The 16,306-nt window shown below is 70.7% G+C and carries 13 protein-coding genes; 3 read left to right on the top strand and 10 right to left on the bottom strand.

The genetic code is table 11. The features are described 5' to 3' along the window. Window positions 1–75: 75 nt before the first annotated feature. From ACZ4Z4_RS09065 to ACZ4Z4_RS09055, 3 genes are all read right to left on the bottom strand, one after another. Window positions 76–1,146, bottom strand: coding sequence for a FecCD family ABC transporter permease (locus ACZ4Z4_RS09065; RefSeq protein WP_468325728.1), 1,071 nt, complete (start codon window positions 1,144–1,146; stop codon window positions 76–78). 62 nt (window positions 1,147–1,208) lie between these two features. Continuing rightward, complete coding sequence (locus ACZ4Z4_RS09060; protein WP_468324380.1) at window positions 1,209–2,267, bottom strand: FecCD family ABC transporter permease; 1,059 nt, start codon at window positions 2,265–2,267, stop codon at window positions 1,209–1,211. 73 nt (window positions 2,268–2,340) lie between these two features. After that, window positions 2,341–3,705, bottom strand: a complete 1,365-nt coding sequence (locus ACZ4Z4_RS09055) for a lysine N(6)-hydroxylase/L-ornithine N(5)-oxygenase family protein (protein WP_468324378.1) — start codon at window positions 3,703–3,705, stop codon at window positions 2,341–2,343. 259 nt (window positions 3,706–3,964) lie between these two features. Between ACZ4Z4_RS09055 and ACZ4Z4_RS09050 the strand changes: the two genes are divergently transcribed. Further along, window positions 3,965–4,912: a methionyl-tRNA formyltransferase gene (locus ACZ4Z4_RS09050; RefSeq protein ID WP_362992659.1), complete on the top strand. Its 948-nt coding sequence runs from the start codon at window positions 3,965–3,967 to the stop codon at window positions 4,910–4,912. Between the two features lie 105 nt (window positions 4,913–5,017). Here the strand turns inward: ACZ4Z4_RS09050 and ACZ4Z4_RS09045 are convergent, their stop codons facing one another. Then, a complete protein-coding gene (locus tag ACZ4Z4_RS09045) occupies window positions 5,018–7,177 on the bottom strand; it encodes a RecQ family ATP-dependent DNA helicase (RefSeq protein WP_468324375.1) in 2,160 nt (719 codons plus the stop codon). Between the two features lie 338 nt (window positions 7,178–7,515). Here ACZ4Z4_RS09045 and ACZ4Z4_RS09040 point away from each other — a divergent pair, with 338 nt between their 5' ends. Further along, entirely contained in the window at window positions 7,516–8,154 is a 639-nt protein-coding gene (locus ACZ4Z4_RS09040; protein WP_468324373.1) for a hypothetical protein, read from the top strand. Between the two features lie 252 nt (window positions 8,155–8,406). On the opposite strand, the gene ACZ4Z4_RS09035 is transcribed toward ACZ4Z4_RS09040, so the two are convergent. The 3 genes from ACZ4Z4_RS09035 to ACZ4Z4_RS09025 all read right to left on the bottom strand — a co-directional run bounded on the left by ACZ4Z4_RS09035 (window position 8,407) and on the right by ACZ4Z4_RS09025 (window position 10,500). Next, a complete protein-coding gene (locus ACZ4Z4_RS09035) occupies window positions 8,407–9,036 on the bottom strand; it encodes a hypothetical protein (protein WP_468324370.1) in 630 nt (209 codons plus the stop codon). Window positions 9,037–9,115: 79 nt separating this feature from the next. Further along, complete coding sequence (locus ACZ4Z4_RS09030) at window positions 9,116–9,817, bottom strand: ribonuclease HII (protein WP_362992651.1); 702 nt, start codon at window positions 9,815–9,817, stop codon at window positions 9,116–9,118. Window positions 9,818–9,885: 68 nt separating this feature from the next. Further along, a complete protein-coding gene (locus ACZ4Z4_RS09025; RefSeq protein ID WP_468325725.1) occupies window positions 9,886–10,500 on the bottom strand; it encodes a TetR/AcrR family transcriptional regulator in 615 nt (204 codons plus the stop codon). A gap of 138 nt (window positions 10,501–10,638) precedes the next feature. Between ACZ4Z4_RS09025 and ACZ4Z4_RS09020 the strand changes: the two genes are divergently transcribed. Continuing rightward, window positions 10,639–12,198, top strand: a complete 1,560-nt coding sequence (locus tag ACZ4Z4_RS09020; RefSeq protein WP_468324367.1) for an MFS transporter — start codon at window positions 10,639–10,641, stop codon at window positions 12,196–12,198. 683 nt (window positions 12,199–12,881) lie between these two features. Here the strand turns inward: ACZ4Z4_RS09020 and ACZ4Z4_RS09015 are convergent. Genes ACZ4Z4_RS09015 through ACZ4Z4_RS09005 form a run of 3 tightly spaced genes read right to left on the bottom strand, consistent with a single transcriptional unit; the run spans window position 12,882 to window position 16,108 of the window. Beyond that, a complete protein-coding gene (locus tag ACZ4Z4_RS09015) occupies window positions 12,882–13,790 on the bottom strand; it encodes an ADP-ribosylglycohydrolase family protein (RefSeq protein WP_468324365.1) in 909 nt (302 codons plus the stop codon). Between the two features lie 13 nt (window positions 13,791–13,803). Next, window positions 13,804–14,463 (bottom strand): histidine phosphatase family protein, encoded by a 660-nt coding sequence (locus ACZ4Z4_RS09010; protein WP_468324362.1) that lies wholly within the window; start codon window positions 14,461–14,463, stop codon window positions 13,804–13,806. A 34-nt stretch (window positions 14,464–14,497) separates the two neighbouring features. Next, window positions 14,498–16,108 (bottom strand): ABC-F family ATP-binding cassette domain-containing protein, encoded by a 1,611-nt coding sequence (locus ACZ4Z4_RS09005; protein ID WP_468324359.1) that lies wholly within the window; start codon window positions 16,106–16,108, stop codon window positions 14,498–14,500. Window positions 16,109–16,306 lie beyond the last annotated feature (198 nt).

The raw sequence follows: 16,306 nt of genomic DNA, 5'->3' as shown, positions 1-16,306 counted from the left end.
ACCCACCATCGAGTGCCCCGTGGTTACTTGAAGTGGCTGCTTGAAGTGGCCGCTTGAGGTGGTTACTTGACGTGGTTACTTGAGGTTCTTGAGGTTCGCCCGCACCAACAGGTAGACGAGGAAGGGGCCGCCGATCGCGGCGGTGACCACGCCGACGGGCAGGCTGTCCGGCAGCACCGCACGCGTCGCCAGGTCGGCGCCGATCAGCAGCACCGCTCCGGCCAGGCCGGACGCCACCATCGGCGGCGTCGGACGCCGCGTCAGACGCATCGCCACCTGTGGCGCCACCAGTGCGACGAACGGCACCGGGCCCGCCGCGCTCACCGCCACCGCGGCCAGCAGCACCGCGCACAGCAGCAGGACGGCGCGTACGCGCGTGTAACGGACGCCGAGTCCCGCGGCGACGTCGTCGCCGAGGTGCATCGGCTTGAACTGGAAGGCGGCGCAGGCCACCACGGCCAGGAGGGCGAGCGAGCACCAGAGCGCGATCCACACCTCGTCCCACGACCGGTTGTCCAGCGAACCGACCAGCCACGCCTGGGCGCGGGCCACATCCCTCATCTCGGCCGAGACGAGCAGCCAGGTCGTGATCGCCTCCATCACGGCGCTCACCGAGATGCCGATGAGGATCAGCCGGAAGCCGTCGACGCCGCGGCGCCACGCCAGGAAGTACACGAGCAGTCCGGTGCCGAGACCGCCGGCGAGCGCCGCCGCGGACAGGCCCACGGAGTCGACGACCGCCGCTGCGGTGCCGCCCGACACCGTCACCGAGAACACCGCGACCGCGCTGGCGCCCCCGGTGATCCCCAGGATGTCCGGGCTCGCCAAGGGGTTGCGCGCGACCGACTGGGTGATCGCGCCGGAGACGCCGAGCGCGATCCCCACGACGAGTCCGGCCAGCGCCCGCGGCATCCGCAGATCCATGATGACGAACTCGTCGACCTGCTCGCCGTTGCCGACGAGCGTGGCCATCACGCGCGACAGGCCGATGGAGAAGTCCCCGACGCTGATGGAGAGGCAGAACAGCAGGAAGGTCGCCGCCGCGAGGAGCAGCGTGACGAGGACGAGCCAGGGCCGCCAGACGAACGACATCCGCCCGAGCCGCACGCCCGGCGTCACGGAGGGCTTCACTTCCGTCGCGTCCACTTCTGTCGCGTTCGCTTCCGTCGCGTCGGCCTCTGTCGCGTTCATGTGCCCTCGCGTCCCGCTCATGCGTTCTTGAACTTCCCTCGCCACACCAGGACCGCGAAGAACGGCGCCCCGAGCAGCGCCACGACGACGCCCGCCTCCAACTCGCCGGGCCGCACCACCAGTCGCCCCACGATGTCGCAGACCAGCAGGACGACGGCGCCGAGCAGACCCGCGTACGGCACGAGCCAGCGGTAGTCGGGGCCGGTCCAGTACCGGGCCACGTGGGCCACCATGAGGCCGAGGAAAGCGATGGGGCCGCAGGCCGCCGTCGCCGCGCCCGCGAGCAGCGTGATGGCGAGGATGCCGACGGTCCGGCTGAACGCGATGTTCACGCCGAGTCCGCGCGCCACGTCCTCGCCCAGGTTGAGCAGGTTGAGGGCGGGCAGCGTCGTCATGGCGAGGACGAGGCCGACCGCGATGAACGCGGCCACCGGCCAGATGACGTCGAAGCCGACACCCGCCACGGAGCCCGCGTTCCAGAACCGCAGCGCGTTCAGGGACTTCTGGTCCGAGAGCGCGACCGCCGTCGTCATCGCCGCGAGGAACACCGTGATGCCCTGCCCGGCGAGTGCGAGCGTCAGGGGGTTGCCGGCCCCGCGGCCGATGCTCGCGAGGCCGAAGACGACGACACCCGCCACGGCCGCCCCGAGGAAGGCGAACCATACGTACTGGAACGGGTTGGAGAGCCCGAACACGGCGATCACCGACACCACGGCGAACGACGCGCCCGCGTTCACCCCCAGCAGGCCGGTGTCCGCGATCGGGTTGCGCGTGTACCCCTGGATCAGCGCCCCGCCGACACCGAGGGCGACGCCCGCGACCAGCGCGAGCACCGTCCGCGGCACCCGCACGGTCTGCACGATGAGCCGGATCTCGGTGAGCCGCTGGTCGGATTCCGGCGCCGCGAACAGCCCGTGCCACACCTCGGCGGGGCTCAGTGCGCGCGCGCCCACGGCCAGCGACACCGCCGCCGCGACCACCAGGACCACGGCGAGCAGGCCAAGGCCGAGAACCCGACGCCGTCGGGCCTCCGTTGCGCCCTTCGGCACGGGGCGCTCCAGTGCAGTCGTGCTCATGTCGACGTACGTTATCCCTTTGATCGGCCCGCGCCGCACGGCCGGGTGGGGCGCTCCCGGTGTGCGGGCGGCGCTAGCGGGCGGCGCTGCCGGTTTCGCCGGCGACCGGGCGGGCCTCGGCGGACGCAGACCCGGCCGCCTCGGTGCCCCGGGCGCGGACCGAGTCCAGGATCTCGCCGACGCGGATCGCGATGTTGGAGAGCAGCGACGAGGTGATGCCGTGCGTGTGCTCCGTGCCGCCCTGGAGGTAGATGCCGCAGCGCAGGTCGGGGTCGGTGGTGATGCGGTAGTCGCGCTCGACGCGGACGCGGCCCTGCTCGTCGCGGAGGCAGCGGTCGGCGACCTCGCCGAGGAGGCCGACGGGGTCGGCGGGGCTGTAGCCGGTGGCGAATACGACGACGTCGGCGTCGACGAGGTTCTCCTCGCCCGTGACGAGCGACTTCACCGCGGCCTGGACACCGTCGGCCGTCTCCTTGACGCCGGTGAGGCGGGAGACGTTGAGGAAGCGCAGCCGCTGGGTGCCGAGGACCTTCTCCTGGTACATCTGCCGGTACAGGTCGTCGATCAGGTCGATGTCCACCACGGAGTAGTTGGTGTTGCCGTGGTAGTCCATCAGCCGTCGCTTGACGTCCTCGGGCGCCTCGAAGTACTCGTCGACGGCGTCCGGGTCGAAGATCCGGTTGGCGAAGCTGCTGTCGTCGGCGGGGCTGTAACCGTAGCGGGAGAAGACGGCGCAGACCTCGGCCTCGGGGAAGCGGCGGTGCAGGTAGGCGACGTTCTCGGCGGCGCTCTGGCCGGCGCCCACGACGACGAAGCGGGAGGGCGATGTGCCCTCCAACTGCTCGACCTTGGTGAGCAGTTCGGAGTTGTGCCAGACGCGGTCGCCGCGCTCCACGCCCTCCGGCATGAGGGGGCGCAGGCCGGTGCCTATGACGAGGTTGCGGGCGCGGTGGACCGCGAGCCCCTCCGCCGAACGGACCGTCACGTCCAGGTACTCCACGACTCCGTCACGGACATGCGGCGTGACGCCGACGACCTCGTGGCCGTAGGAGACCATGTCGTCGACCTTGGCCGCGGACCACTCCAGGTAGTCGTGGAACTCAACCCGCAGCGGGAAGAGGTTCTTGTGGTTGATGAAGTCGGTCAGCCTCCCCTTGCTCTTCAGATAGCAGAGGAAGCTGAACTCGCTGGTGGGGTTCCGCTGTGTCACCAGGTCCTTGAGGAAGGACACCTGCATGGTCGCGTCGTCGATCAGCATGCCGCGGTGCCAGCCGAAGCTCGGCTGCTGCTCGAAGAAGTGAGCGGTGACCGTCTCCTCCCTGCCGACGCTTGCGTTGTGCTCGCTGAGCGCGATCGCCATCGCCACATTGGACGGGCCGAAGCCGATGCCAATGAGGTCGTGGACCAGTGGTGCGTCGCCAGGAAGAACCTGTGACATGTCACTCCCATCGTGCGGGGAAGCCGCCTGTCAGGCGTGGGGACGGTACAGATGGTGGGCACGTCGACAGAGCGACCCACTCGAACTTAGGTGAGCCTAAGCTAATCACACGCGACTGTCGACCGGGCAAAACGGGCAACCAGCCCTTTGATGCGGGTATCCGGCCCCGTCAACTGAGGCGCAAAGTAGACTCGTTGCATACTAAGGTAAGCCTTGCTTTACTTATCGTCAGTCGTTCCCTGCTCTGAGGAGGAACCCCATGCGGGTCGTCATGTTCGGTTACCAGACCTGGGGGCACCGCACCCTGCAAGCCCTCCTGGACTCCGAACACGACGTGGCACTGGTCGTGACGCACCCCAAGAGCGAGCACGCGTACGAGAAGATCTGGAGCGACTCCGTCGCCGACCTCGCCGAGGAGCACGGCGTACCGGTCCTGATCCGCAACCGCCCCGACGACGAGGAGCTGTTCGAGCGCCTCAAGGAGGCGGACGCGGACATCATCGTCGCCAACAACTGGCGCACCTGGATTCCCCCGCGCATCTTCGGCCTCCCCCGCCACGGCACGCTGAACGTCCACGACTCGCTGCTGCCGAAGTACGCGGGCTTCTCCCCGATCATCTGGGCGATGATCAACGGCGAGTCCGAAGTCGGCGTGACCGCGCACATGATGGACGACGAACTCGACGCCGGTGACATCGTCCGCCAGGAGTCCGTCCCGGTCGGCCCGAAGGACACCGCGACCGACCTCTTCCACAAGACGGTCGACCTGATCGCCCCGGTCACCATCGGCGCCCTCGACCTCATAGCGAGCGGCCAGACGGAGTTCACCAAGCAGGACCGCTCACAGGCGAGCTTCTTCCACAAGCGGTCCGCCGAGGACATCCGCATCGACTGGACCTGGCCGGCCGAGGACCTGGAGCGCCTGATCCGCGCCCAGTCCGCGCCGTACCCGAGCGCCTTCGCCTTCCACAAGGGCAAGCGACTGGAGATCGTCTCCGCGGTGGTCTCCGAGGGCCGTTACGGCGGTACGCCCGGACGCATCTTCTACCGCGAGGGCGAAGGCGTGGTCATCGTCGCCGGAGCCGACGCCCGGCACGGCCGCAACCACGGCCTGGCCATCACGCGCGTCCGCACCGAGGACGGCCGCGAGCTGCCCGCGACGGAGTACTTCACCTCCATGGGCGGCTACTTGACCAGCCGCCCCTGAGCCCCGGAGCCCCGCGCCCCGGAGCGCGGGAGCGCTGGAGCGCCGAATCGCTCCACCGAAGTGAAGTGAAGTGCTGAGTCCCCGGGCCGCTCCCGTCCCGGGGACTCAGCCCGCCGCGGCGAGGACCAGGGGCAGCACCTGCTCGGCGCCCGCGCGGCGCAGCAGGCGGGCGGCGACCGCGAGCGTCCAGCCGGAGTCGGTGTAGTCGTCCACCAACAGCACCGGTCCCGGTGCGTCCGCCAGGGCGGCGGCCAGCTCGCCCTCGACGCTGAAGGCACCGGACAGCGCCCGGAGCCGCTGGGCGGAATTGCTGCGGCGCGCCGCGTGCGCGCCGTCCGGGCTCGTGTACGTCAGCGTGCCCAGGAAGGGCAGTCGGCCGACGGACGCGATGCCCTGTGCGAGGGAGCCGCCGAGCTGCGGTCGGGTCAGGGACGGCACGGCCACGACACCCACCGGCCGGGCGGCGGCATCGGCGGCGTCCGACGCCCATCCCCCGGGCGAGCGCGCCCAGTCGGCGAGGACCGCCACCGCGGCGCGCAGGACGTCGTCGGGGACCGGGCCGTCCGGCGCGCCCTCCGCGAGGAGCGGGCGCAGGCGGTTGCCCCAGCCGATGTCCGAGAGCCGGCCGAGGGCGCGCCCGGTGGAGCACTGCTCCTTCGCCGGGATGCGGCCCTTGAGGTCGACGCCGAGCGCGGGCATGCCCGTCGGCCACATTCTGCGTGGCTCGATCTCGACGCCGGGGCGGTCCAGCTCCTTCGTCGCGCCCGTGAGCGCCTCCGCCGACACGGATGAATCGGTCCAGGGGCCCGCGCAGTTGTCGCAGCGTCCGCACGGCACCGCCCCCTCATCGTCCAGCTGGCGGCGGAGGAACTCCATGCGGCACTGGCCCGTGCTCACGTACTCCCGCATGGCCTGCTGCTCGGACTGACGCTGCCTGGCGACCCATGCGTACCGCTCGGCGTCGTAGACCCAGGGCTCGCCGGTGGAGATCCAGCCGCCCTTGACGCGCTTGACCGCGCCGTCCACGTCGAGCACCTTCAGCATGGTCTCCAGCCGGGTGCGACGCAGCTCGACCAAGGCCTCCAGAGCGGGCACGGACAGCGGCCGGCCTGCGTCGGCGAGGGCCGTGAGGGTCTGGCGGACCTGTGCCTCGGGCGGGAACGCCGTATCGGCGAAGTAGCGCCAGATGGCCTCGTCCTCCTTGCCGGGCAGCAGCAGCACGTCGGCGTGCTCGACGCCGCGGCCCGCACGGCCGACCTGCTGGTAGTACGCGATCGGGGAGGACGGCGACCCGAGGTGGACGACGAATCCGAGGTCCGGCTTGTCGAAGCCCATGCCGAGCGCCGAGGTGGCGACGAGCGCCTTGACCCGGTTCTCCTGGAGGTCGGTCTCGGCCTGGAGCCGGTCGGCGTTCTCCGTGCGGCCCGTGTACGAGGCCACCTTGAAGCCGCGCTGGCGCAGGAAGGCGGTGGCCTCCTCGGCCGCGGCGACCGTCAGTGCGTAGATGATGCCGGAGCCCGGCAGCTCGTCCAGGTGCTCGGCGAGCCAGGCCAGCCGGTGTGCCGCGTCCGGGAGTTGCACCACGCCGAGGCGCAGGCTCTCCCTGTCCAGCGGGCCGCGCAGCACCAGGGCCTCACCGGCGCCGGTGCCCAGCTGCTCGGCGACGTCCGCGGTGACGCGGGCGTTCGCCGTCGCGGTGGTGGCGAGGACCGGCACGCCGACCGGGAGCTCGGTCAGCATCGACCGCAGCCTGCGGTAGTCCGGCCGGAAGTCGTGCCCCCAGTCGGAGATGCAGTGCGCCTCGTCCACCACCAGGAGTCCGGTGGTGGAGGCGAGCTTGGGCAGGACCTGGTCGCGGAAGTCCACCGAGTTCAGCCGCTCCGGGCTGACGAGGAGGACGTCGGTCTCGCCGCGCTCCACCTCCCCGTAGATCGTGTCCCACTCCTCCGGGTTCGCCGAGTTGATGGTGCGGGCCTGGATGCCGGCGCGGGCCGCCGACTCGACCTGGTTGCGCATCAGCGCGAGCAGCGGCGAGATGATCACCGTCGGGCCCGCGCCGCGCCGCCGCAGCAGGGCGGTGGCCACGAAGTACACCGCCGACTTGCCCCAGCCGGTGCGCTGCACCACCAGGGCGCGCCGCCGCTCCCGCACCAGCGCCGCCACCGCCTGCCACTGGTCCTCGCGCAGCCGCGCCGAACCCCCGGGGTCGCCGACGAGCTCGGCGAGGATGGCGTCGGCTTCGGTGCGGAGCTCCAGGTTGTCCATGACTCCATGCAACCCGATGCCACTGACAATCGCCCAATCCGCCACGGCAGGCTCCGCGCGACGGGCATGCCGCCGCAGGCCGCGGGTGTGCGTTACCGCTGGTCCTTGCCGTGCGAGGAGGGCGCAAGCGTCGGAAGACCATGAACTGGGCAGGATATAAGCAGCGCATCATCCGATACCGGAACGCGGTCCCGATTGCTCGTTGCCGCCGACGACTGCGACGGGAAGAATCGAAGTCGCTCCCCCGTGCGGCTTCCCGTGGTCCGGTAGGGCTGTGCCGCGCTGCGCTCCCCCAGTCCGACCCCGCCCGCCACGGGCGCGTAGCCGAAGGGAGGACCGTGACCTTCGGATTCGCTTCGTCCCCTGCCGTACCGGTGCCGGAGCCCCCGGCCTCGGCCGAGTTGTACGCCGATTCCGACCACCGCCTGGCCCGGATGCTCGAACCCTCGGAGTGGTCGGCCGCGGGCATCCCGCTGCTGCGCAACCCACGGGAGGTCGTCAGCGGTCTGCACGCACGTCATCGGCCGACCCCGGCGACGGCCGTCGTGGCCGTGCTCGATCCGGACGAACGCCTGCGGGCCAGCGCCTCGTTCAGCCGGCGCGCGACCGTGACGGACGGCTGGGTCTTCCGGAACGCGCTGCTCACGCAGTTGCGCCGGGTCATCCCGCACGATCTGCGGCGCCGCACCCCGGTGCGGACCGCCGTGCTGCTCTACTGCCGTGACGGCGACGCCCGTTGGACCCAGGAGGACGGGGCCTGGATGTGGGGGCTGCGGGACGCCTGCACCCTGCACGGGCTGCGCTGCGGCGCGTACATCACGCTGACGCGTGACGGCTGGCAGGTGCTGGGCGAGGGGCGCGGCGGCCGCCGGCCGAGCGCCGGGTCGCAGCCCGAGGAGCTCGGCGAGGCCGAGCTGCCCGCGGCGCGTACCGGAGGCGCCGCCTCCGAGGTACTGCGGCGCGCGGCGGCACGCTGACGACGGGCTCCTGCCCGCCCCTGGCCGACGCATCTGCGCAGACTGCGACAGCGCACACGGAACCGAATGCACGGCACGGAAGCCGACGGCATACGTCGGCCACCGCACTGTGCTTTCGGCTGCCGTGCTCCTGCGCAGCCGTGCTTCGGCTCTGCCGTGTTCAGCTCAGCCGGTGCAGCTCAGCCGTGATCTCGCCGCGTCACCGCGCGAACGGCCACCGAACAGGCGGCGGCCACCGCGCGGTCGTCGGTGTCAGACGCCCGCGCCCAGCATCGCGTTGATCCGCTGCGGGTCGCCGCAGACGATCAGCAGGGTCTTCGCGCGCGTGAGCGCCGTCGGCAGCGCCGCGACCGCGGTCTCTTCGCTGCCGCCGTTGACGGCGACGACGACCACGGGCCGGGGCGCGGCACGGTGCAGCGCGGCGGCGTCGGCGTAGAAGACGTCGTCACCCGCGTCGTGCTGAGCCCAGTAGGCGGCTTCGCCGAAGGACAGCTCGTGCGCGGCCCACGGGTGCGGGTCACCGGTGCTGATCACCAGGACGTCGCCGGGGGCACGCCCGGAGTCGAGCAGGAGGTCGACGGCTTCCTCGGCCGCGTCCAGCGCGCCCTCGGCCGAGGCCGGGATCAGCTGGACCTGCGGAACCGAGGCCGAGGCGTCGGGGGCAGCCGGGGCGGGCGCCCCGGGCTTGGCGGCCGTGTCGCGCGGCGCGCGCTGCGCGGGCGGCATCGGCCGGACAGGACCCGGACGGCCGGGACGCGGCGGAGCCGCGGGACGCGGGCCGGGTACGGGGCGGGGGGTCGGCGCGGTGCGGCCGCTGGCCTGCGTGGCGCGGGGACCCTGGGCACTCTCGTGAATCTGAGGCTCCTCGGGAATGAGAGGCATGAAGTGTTGTCTATCAAACGCCGATGCGACTCGCGTCGGCGGGTGGCACATGAGTGCGATCGGAAGCGCCGGAAAAGCGTCAGAACTCAAAGCCGAGCTGACCCTCGATTTCCGGAACTTTTCCGTCCGCCCAGCTGCGGGCCTTCTTGAGGTGCCGCCACTGGGGCAACGCATCAAGATACGCCCACGAAAGCCGGTGGTACGGGGTGGGCCCCCGCTCCGCCAGCGCGGCCTTGTGCACCGGCGACGGATAGCCGGCGTTGGCCGCAAAACCGAAGTCTGCATGTTCGATGCCCAGTTCGGCCATCATTTTGTCGCGCTGAACCTTGGCGATCACCGAAGCCGCGGCGACAGCCACACAGGACTGGTCACCTTTGATCACCGTACGAACCTGCCAGGGAGTCCCGAGATAGTCGTGCTTCCCGTCGAGGATGACCGCGTCCGGGCGGAGCGGCAGCCCCTCCAGAGCGCGCACCGCGGCGAGCCGCAGCGCGGCCGTCATCCCCAGTTCGTCGATCTCCTCGTGCGAGGCGTGACCGAGGGCGTGCGCCGTGACCCAGCTCTCCAGCTCCGCGGCGAGCGCGGTGCGCCGCTTGGGAGTGATCAGCTTGGAGTCGGTGAGCCCTGCGGGCGGCCGGCGCAGTCCCGTGACCGCCGCACAGACGGTGACCGGTCCCGCCCACGCGCCGCGCCCGACCTCGTCGACACCGGCGACGATCTTCGCTCCGGTGGTGGCGCGCAAGGAGCGCTCGACGGTGTGGGTGGGTGCTTCGTACGGCATGGCGCCAATAGCCTACGCCGCCGGGGACCGCCCGCGACACCCAGGCCGCCCAAACGTCCCCGCACCGGTCAGGGACGCAGCAGCGGGACCATCACCCGGTCGATCAAGGCCTCGAACTCATCGTCCCGCCATTCACTTCCGCACACCTTCGAGCGGTACATGAACATGGCCGGAATGACATCACAGACGTACGCGTCGAGCCCCCCGGAACGTACCTCTCCGCGCTCGATTCCCCGCCGGATGACCTCCTTGATCAATTTCACGCTCGGCTCGACGACGCCTTCGAAGATCACGTCATGGAAGCGCTCGGCCGTTGCCGTGTCGCACTCGTGAAGCACGGCCCGCAGGGCGTGCCCGGGGCGCGAGAACATCGTCACCCGCACCCGCCTGCACAGCTCCAGCAGATCCTCCCGGACGCTGCCGAGGTCCGGGACGCTGTCGAGCCGCGGCAGCCCCGCCCGCAGCGCGTGCACGACCAGATCCTCCTTGGACGGCCAGCGGCGGTAGACGGCGGCCTTGCCGGTCTGCGCGCCCGCGGCCACTCCTTCCATCGTCAGCCCGCTCCAGCCGACCGTGCCGAGCTGCTCGAGGGCGGCATCCAGAATCGCCCGTTCCAGGACAGCACCCCGGCGGCGCGGGGAGACCGTTCGAGCGGGCACGGCCGCCCAGCGGGAAGTAGCCATCATTTTCTCTCCATTGAGCGCGCAAGGAAGGGTGAGTGCACGAGAAGGGTGAGTGAACGCTTGCGTTCACTCAAGGGGAGTCACTACCGTCGTAAGAACAGTGAACGGGGCCGTTCACTAAGGAACTTGTGGGGGATCATGACGACCACCTCTCAGCTGACGAAGAATCAAAATCCGGGGGCCGCACGCCGAGAGGGACACCCCGGCCTGGCTCTCACCGTCATCGCGGCCTGCCAACTCATGGTGGTCCTGGATGCCACGATTGTGAACATCGCGCTTCCGCATATCCAGGGAGCGCTCAACTTCTCGACGACCGACCTCACTTGGGTGGTCAGCGCGTACACCCTCACCTTCGGCGGGCTGCTGCTGCTCGGCGGCCGCGCCGGTGACATCCTGGGACGCCGCCGCGTCTTCATGGCCGGCATCCTCCTCTTCACGGCCGCCTCGCTCCTCGGCGGCTTCGCCCAGGAACCCTGGCAGTTGCTGGCCGCGCGGGCCCTCCAGGGCGTCGGCGGCGCCATCGCGTCGCCCACCTCGCTGGCACTCATCACGACGACTTTCCCCGAAGGCCCCGAGCGGAACCGCGCTTTCGGTGTCTTCGCCGCCGTCTCCGCGGGTGGCGGCGCCATCGGTCTGCTGGCGGGCGGCATGCTCACCGAGTGGCTCGACTGGCGCTGGGTGCTGTTCGTGAACGTGCCCATCGGCGTCCTGATAGCCATCCTCACCCCGCTCTACATCAACGAGTCCGAGCGGCACCCGGGCCGCTTCGACGTCCTCGGCGCGGCGACGTCGACACTCGGCATGGCCTCCTTGGTCTACGGATTCATCCGCGCGTCCGAGGAGGGCTGGCGCGACAGCCTCACCCTGGGCTCGTTCGCCGCGGCGGTGGTTCTGCTCCTGGCCTTCGTCTTCGTCGAGAAGCGCGCGAAGGAGCCGATCACACCCCTCCGGATGTTCGCCGACCGCAACCGCTCCGGCACCTACGTGATCATGCTCAGCCTCGCCGCCGCGATGTTCGGCATGTTCTTCTTCATCGTCCTCTTCGTGCAGAACATCCTGAACTACACGCCGATCGAGGCCGGCCTGGCCTTCCTGCCGGTCACCGTCGTCATCGCGATCGGGGCGGGCCTGTCGCAGAAGTTCCTGCCGGTGCTCGGCCCCAAGCCGTTCATGGTGACGGGTTCGATCATCGTCGCACTGGGACTCGGCTGGCAGACACTGATCGGCCCCGACAGCTCGTACGTCGGCGGCGTGCTCGGCCCGATGCTCCTCTTCGGCTTCGGCATGGGCCTGAACTTCGTCACGCTGACCCTGACCGCCGTCTCCGGAGTGGCCCTCCACGAAGCAGGCGCGGCATCCGGCCTCCTCAACGCCACCCAGCAGGTGGGCGGCTCGCTCGGCCTCTCCATCCTCACCACGGTCTTCGGCACGGCCAGCCGGGACGAGGCCAAGGAGCAGATGGCGGACTTCATGGCGCACGCCACCCCCGAGCAGAAGGCCGAGTTCGCCAAGACTCATGAGCTCCCCGCACCCTGGGGCCACGAGGTCCTGTCGGAGGGCATCTCGACCGCCTTCATACCGGCCGCCGCCATGGCCGTCCTCGCCCTGATCACCGCCGCACTGGTGATCCGCGTACGCAAGAGCGACCTCGACGCCCTCGCCGGCACAGCGAGCGCCGCGGGCCCCGCGGGCGGCTGAGGGGACGAGGCCACGGGTCCCGCGGGCGGCTGACGGGACGGGGCCACGGGTCCTGCGGGCGGCTGACAGGACGGAGCCGCGGGCGTCGGCGCACAAACCATGTGCCGCCGGCGCCCGCGCCCTGTCGCATGCATCGGACACGGGTGCCCTCCTCCCAGCCGGTGCACACGCACAGCACACGGCCCACCCACGCCCACGTTTGGCCGCAGAGTTCCGTCGGCACCGGCACCGGCACCGGCATCCACTCCACGCATGCAACCAAGATCAACTAGCGCGCCGCCTCAGAATAACCACAGACCGCTCAGGCGGTATCCGGGCGGTGCACGCCCGTCGGAGCGGGCCGGGGTGGGCGGGCTGGGCTGGTCGGCTAGGACGGGGCGGACCGGGGTGACTGGGGCGAGCCGAACCGGGGCGGACTGGGCGGCCGGGCCACGCCACGCCATGCCAGGCCATGCCAGGCCAGGCCAGGCCAGGCAGAATGGGCTGAGGCGGGCTGGCCTGACCAGGACCAGCCGGGGCCGGCTAAGGCGGGCCGACCGGGCCCCGTGGCTCGACTCTGACGGTGAGGCGATGGCGGGGTCCTGCGGCTTACGCCCACGCCTACTCCTACGCCCACCCAGCCTTACCGGGGTAGGGCGGGCCCCGCCACGCCTGCCCGGCGGCCCAACGTGCCCGACCGGAGGTCAGTCCACCTCGCCGGTGACCCAGGCGGGCAGCGCCTCGGTGCGTGACAGCCACTCCGCGGGCGGCGCTCCGCCCTCACCGCACGCGACCACGCCACCCACGATGGCGCAGGTCGTGTCCATGTCCCCGCCCACCTGAGCCGTGTCCCATATGGCCCGCTCGTACGCCCCGAGCCCACGAGCGGCCGACCACAACGCGAACGGCACCGTGTCATGCGCCGTCGTACGCCGACCGCAACCGAGCACCGCCGCGACGGTCCCGGCATCGCCGTAGTCGAGCATGTCCCGCGCCCGGCGCAACCCCGCCCCCACGGCGCTGCGGGGCACCAGGTCGATGACCCCGTCGAGGAGCTCCTTCGGCGTCGGCGGCCCGGTGGGAGCGGCCGTCAGCGCCGCGGCCGCCGCCACCGCCATCGCCCCGACGACCGCCTCACGGTGCTGATGCGTGGGGTACGCCGAGATCTCCGCCTGGTGCGTCGCCTGCTCCGGGTCGTCGGCGTACCAGGCGCCGAGCGGAGCGATCCGCATCGCCGCGCCGTTCCCCCAGGATCCCTGCCCCTTGAAGAGCGCGGAGGCCAGCTCCCGCCAGTCCCCGCCTTCCCGGACCTGCCTGAGCAGCCGGTTCACGGCAGGGCCGTATCCACGGTCGAAGTCGTGGTGCTCGGCGAACGACTGGGCGAGCGCGTCCTGGTCGATCCGACGGTGCCTGCTGAGGACGGCCAGCACGGAGCAGGCCATCTCCGTGTCGTCGGTCCATTGCCACGGGGCGTCGGGCAGCTCTCGGCGCTTCAGCAGCGGGTAGTGCGCGGGCACGAAGAACTGTGAGCCCAGCGCGTCCCCCACCGCCAGTCCGCGCAGGCTGGCCATGGCGCGCTCAAGGCGCCGGTCGGGAGAGGAGTCAGCGGTCATCGCCCTGCCCACTCTATCCGGTGACCCCGTACGGCTCCGGCTCGCGCCAGCGCTCGAACGGTCGGTCCAGCGTGTATTTGCCGTCGTCACCGAGCACCAACATCCTCATCTCTCCGTTGCCCGGGTTGGACAGTGACTCGAACTCCGCCACCGTCCAGTGGAACCAGCGCATGCAGAACAGTCGCATGGTCAAACCGTGCGTGACGAGCAGGACGTTGGGCGGGTGGTCCGGCGCCTCGAAGCTTCGGTAGAGGCTTTCCAGGAAAGCTCCCACCCTGTCGTAGACATCGGCTCCCGACTCTCCTTGCGCGAAGCGGTAGAAGAAGTGCCCGTACGCGTCGCGGTACGCCTTCTGCAGCTTTACGTCGTCCCGGTCCTGCCAGTTGCCCCAGTCCTGTTCCCGCAGCCTCGGCTCCTCCCGCACGCGCACCAGCTCGGGGTCGAGCCGGAACGCCTGCAAGGTCTCGTGGGTGCGGCGGTACGGCGAGACGTACACGCTGACCCGCTCACGACCGAGCAGTTCCCGCAGGTGTTTACCCGTGTCCGCCGCCTGGGACCACCCCGACTCGGTGAGCGCCAGCGCGTGGTCGGGCTCGCGCTCGTACACGGTGTCGTCGGCGTTCCCGGCCGACTCGCCGTGCCGGACCAGGATGATGCGCCGCGGGCGTGCCATAGGGAAACCCTAGATCGGGTCGTCGGCGGGCTGCTCAGTCGGGTAGCCGTCCGGCCTCCATCCGGCGTATTCGGCCCCTGAAGCGCCGGCGGAGGAGCCGGTCGTGGGAGACGACGACCAGCGCTCCCGTCCACTGGTCGAGCGCCGCCTCCAGCTCCTCGACCAGGCCGAGCGCCAGGTGGTTGGCGGGCTCGTCGAGCAGCAGCAGGTCGGCGGGCCTGGCGAGCAGCCGTGCGAGGGCCAGTCTCCGGCGCTGTCCGGCCGACAGGGAACCGACTGGTACGTGCAGGTCACGGGGTCGGAAGAGACCGTACGAGAGGATCAGGTCCCGCTGCTCCTCCTCGGTCAGTCCCAGGCCTTTGCCGAACACTTCGAGGACGGGCTCGGCGGGACGTCGTACCGGTATCTCCTGGGCGAGATAGCCGATCCGGCCTCTGCGGACGACGGAACCTTCATCCGGTTCGAGCACCCCCGCCATGGTGCGCAGCAGAGTGGACTTCCCCGCGCCGTTGCCTCCGTGGATCAGCAGTCGATCGCCGGCCGAGACAGTGAGCGACTGCACGGCCAGCCGCTCCCCCACCCGCACGTCCCGCAGGGTCACCAGGGACCCTTCGGCCGCTCCTGTCACGGGGCGTGCCGTGAAGCGCAGGGGTTCCGGAGGCCTGGGGACCGGGTTCTCCCGCAGTCTGCGGAGTCGTTCTTGCGCGTTCCGCACGCGTCCGGCGACCGAGGCCTGGACCCGTCCCCCGGCGCGGTCGTACGCCATTTTGTTGTTGTCCTTCATGCCTCGGCCACCGGCTACCGCGTGGGCTGTGGTCGCCATGAACTCCTGAAGTCCGCGCGTCTCCTCGCACCACTGCGCGTACTGCTGCTCCCAGCGCAGCCGGGCGGCTGCCCGTTCCGCCACGAGACCCTGATAGCCGCCGCCGTGGCGCACCACCGTCCGGCGGTCGGCGTCCACTTCGAGGATCGCGGTGGCCACGCGCTCCAAGAAGGTGCGGTCGTGCGAGACCGCGACCACGGTTCCGCGATGCGCGGACAGGGCGCTCTCCAGCCAGTCCAGGGCTCCCTCGTCCAGATGGTTGGTCGGTTCGTCCAAGAGCATGACCTCGGGTGCTGCCGCGAGGAGGCAGGCGAGGCCCAGCCGAGCCTGCTCACCGCCGGACAGACTGCCCAAAACCCTGTCCCGGCCGATGTGAGCGAGCCCCAGTCCGTGCATCGCCTTGTCCACGCGGGCGTCCGCCTCGTAGCCGCCGCGCAGTTCGAAGGCCGTGAGCAGGTCGCCGTACTCCCTCAGCCCTTTCTCCGTCGCGGAACCGAGGCCCGCTTCCAGGCCGCGCAACCGGCGTTCCATCGACCGCAGTTCGTCCAGCGCCGCGTCGATCGCGTCACCGACACAACGGTCGGCCGGGAGTTGGGGAGTCTGAGCGAGAAGCCCGGCGCCTCGCTCGGCGACGGTCACGACCTCGCCGTCGTCAGGCCGTTCGTCCCCGGACATCAGGTGCAGCAGGGTGGATTTTCCCGCGCCGTTCTCCCCCACGACGCCTATGCGCTCGCCCGGCCGGACCGCGAGCGACACCCCGTCCAGCAGCAGCCGATCCCCACGAGTCTTGGTCACGCCGTGCAGAGAGATCTGAGTAGGCAAGAGCACCCCCGATTCCGCATCCATCTCAGTCAAACGCAACGCGAGTTGCATTACGACGAGTGTGGCACACTGACCGTTCTAACGCAACGCGAGTTGTGATTAGTTTTCGCGCGAGAAGAACGAGAAGGGCTGAATCCATGGCGGACGAGCCTGTCGCGGCTGGTCAGAGCGGTGACGCACCGAGCGCTGGGCGTCGCG

This window comes from Streptomyces sp. NPDC030245 (assembly GCF_055572995.1).
This window is presented reverse-complemented; position numbering and strand designations above follow the sequence as displayed.

Excerpts from the sequence above, each read along its gene's own strand:
- ACZ4Z4_RS09060 (WP_468324380.1), bottom strand. The coding sequence starts at position 2,267 with ATGAGCACGACTGCACTGGAGCGCCCCGTGCCGAAGGGCGCAACGGAG.
- ACZ4Z4_RS09055 (WP_468324378.1), bottom strand. The coding sequence starts at position 3,705 with ATGTCACAGGTTCTTCCTGGCGACGCACCACTGGTCCACGACCTCATT.
- ACZ4Z4_RS09050 (WP_362992659.1), top strand. The coding sequence starts at position 3,965 with ATGCGGGTCGTCATGTTCGGTTACCAGACCTGGGGGCACCGCACCCTG.
- ACZ4Z4_RS09045 (WP_468324375.1), bottom strand. The coding sequence starts at position 7,177 with ATGGACAACCTGGAGCTCCGCACCGAAGCCGACGCCATCCTCGCCGAG.
- ACZ4Z4_RS09035 (WP_468324370.1), bottom strand. The coding sequence starts at position 9,036 with ATGCCTCTCATTCCCGAGGAGCCTCAGATTCACGAGAGTGCCCAGGGT.
- ACZ4Z4_RS09030 (WP_362992651.1), bottom strand. The coding sequence starts at position 9,817 with ATGCCGTACGAAGCACCCACCCACACCGTCGAGCGCTCCTTGCGCGCC.
- ACZ4Z4_RS09025 (WP_468325725.1), bottom strand. The coding sequence starts at position 10,500 with ATGGCTACTTCCCGCTGGGCGGCCGTGCCCGCTCGAACGGTCTCCCCG.
- ACZ4Z4_RS09020 (WP_468324367.1), top strand. The coding sequence starts at position 10,639 with ATGACGACCACCTCTCAGCTGACGAAGAATCAAAATCCGGGGGCCGCA.
- ACZ4Z4_RS09015 (WP_468324365.1), bottom strand. The coding sequence starts at position 13,790 with ATGACCGCTGACTCCTCTCCCGACCGGCGCCTTGAGCGCGCCATGGCC.
- ACZ4Z4_RS09010 (WP_468324362.1), bottom strand. The coding sequence starts at position 14,463 with ATGGCACGCCCGCGGCGCATCATCCTGGTCCGGCACGGCGAGTCGGCC.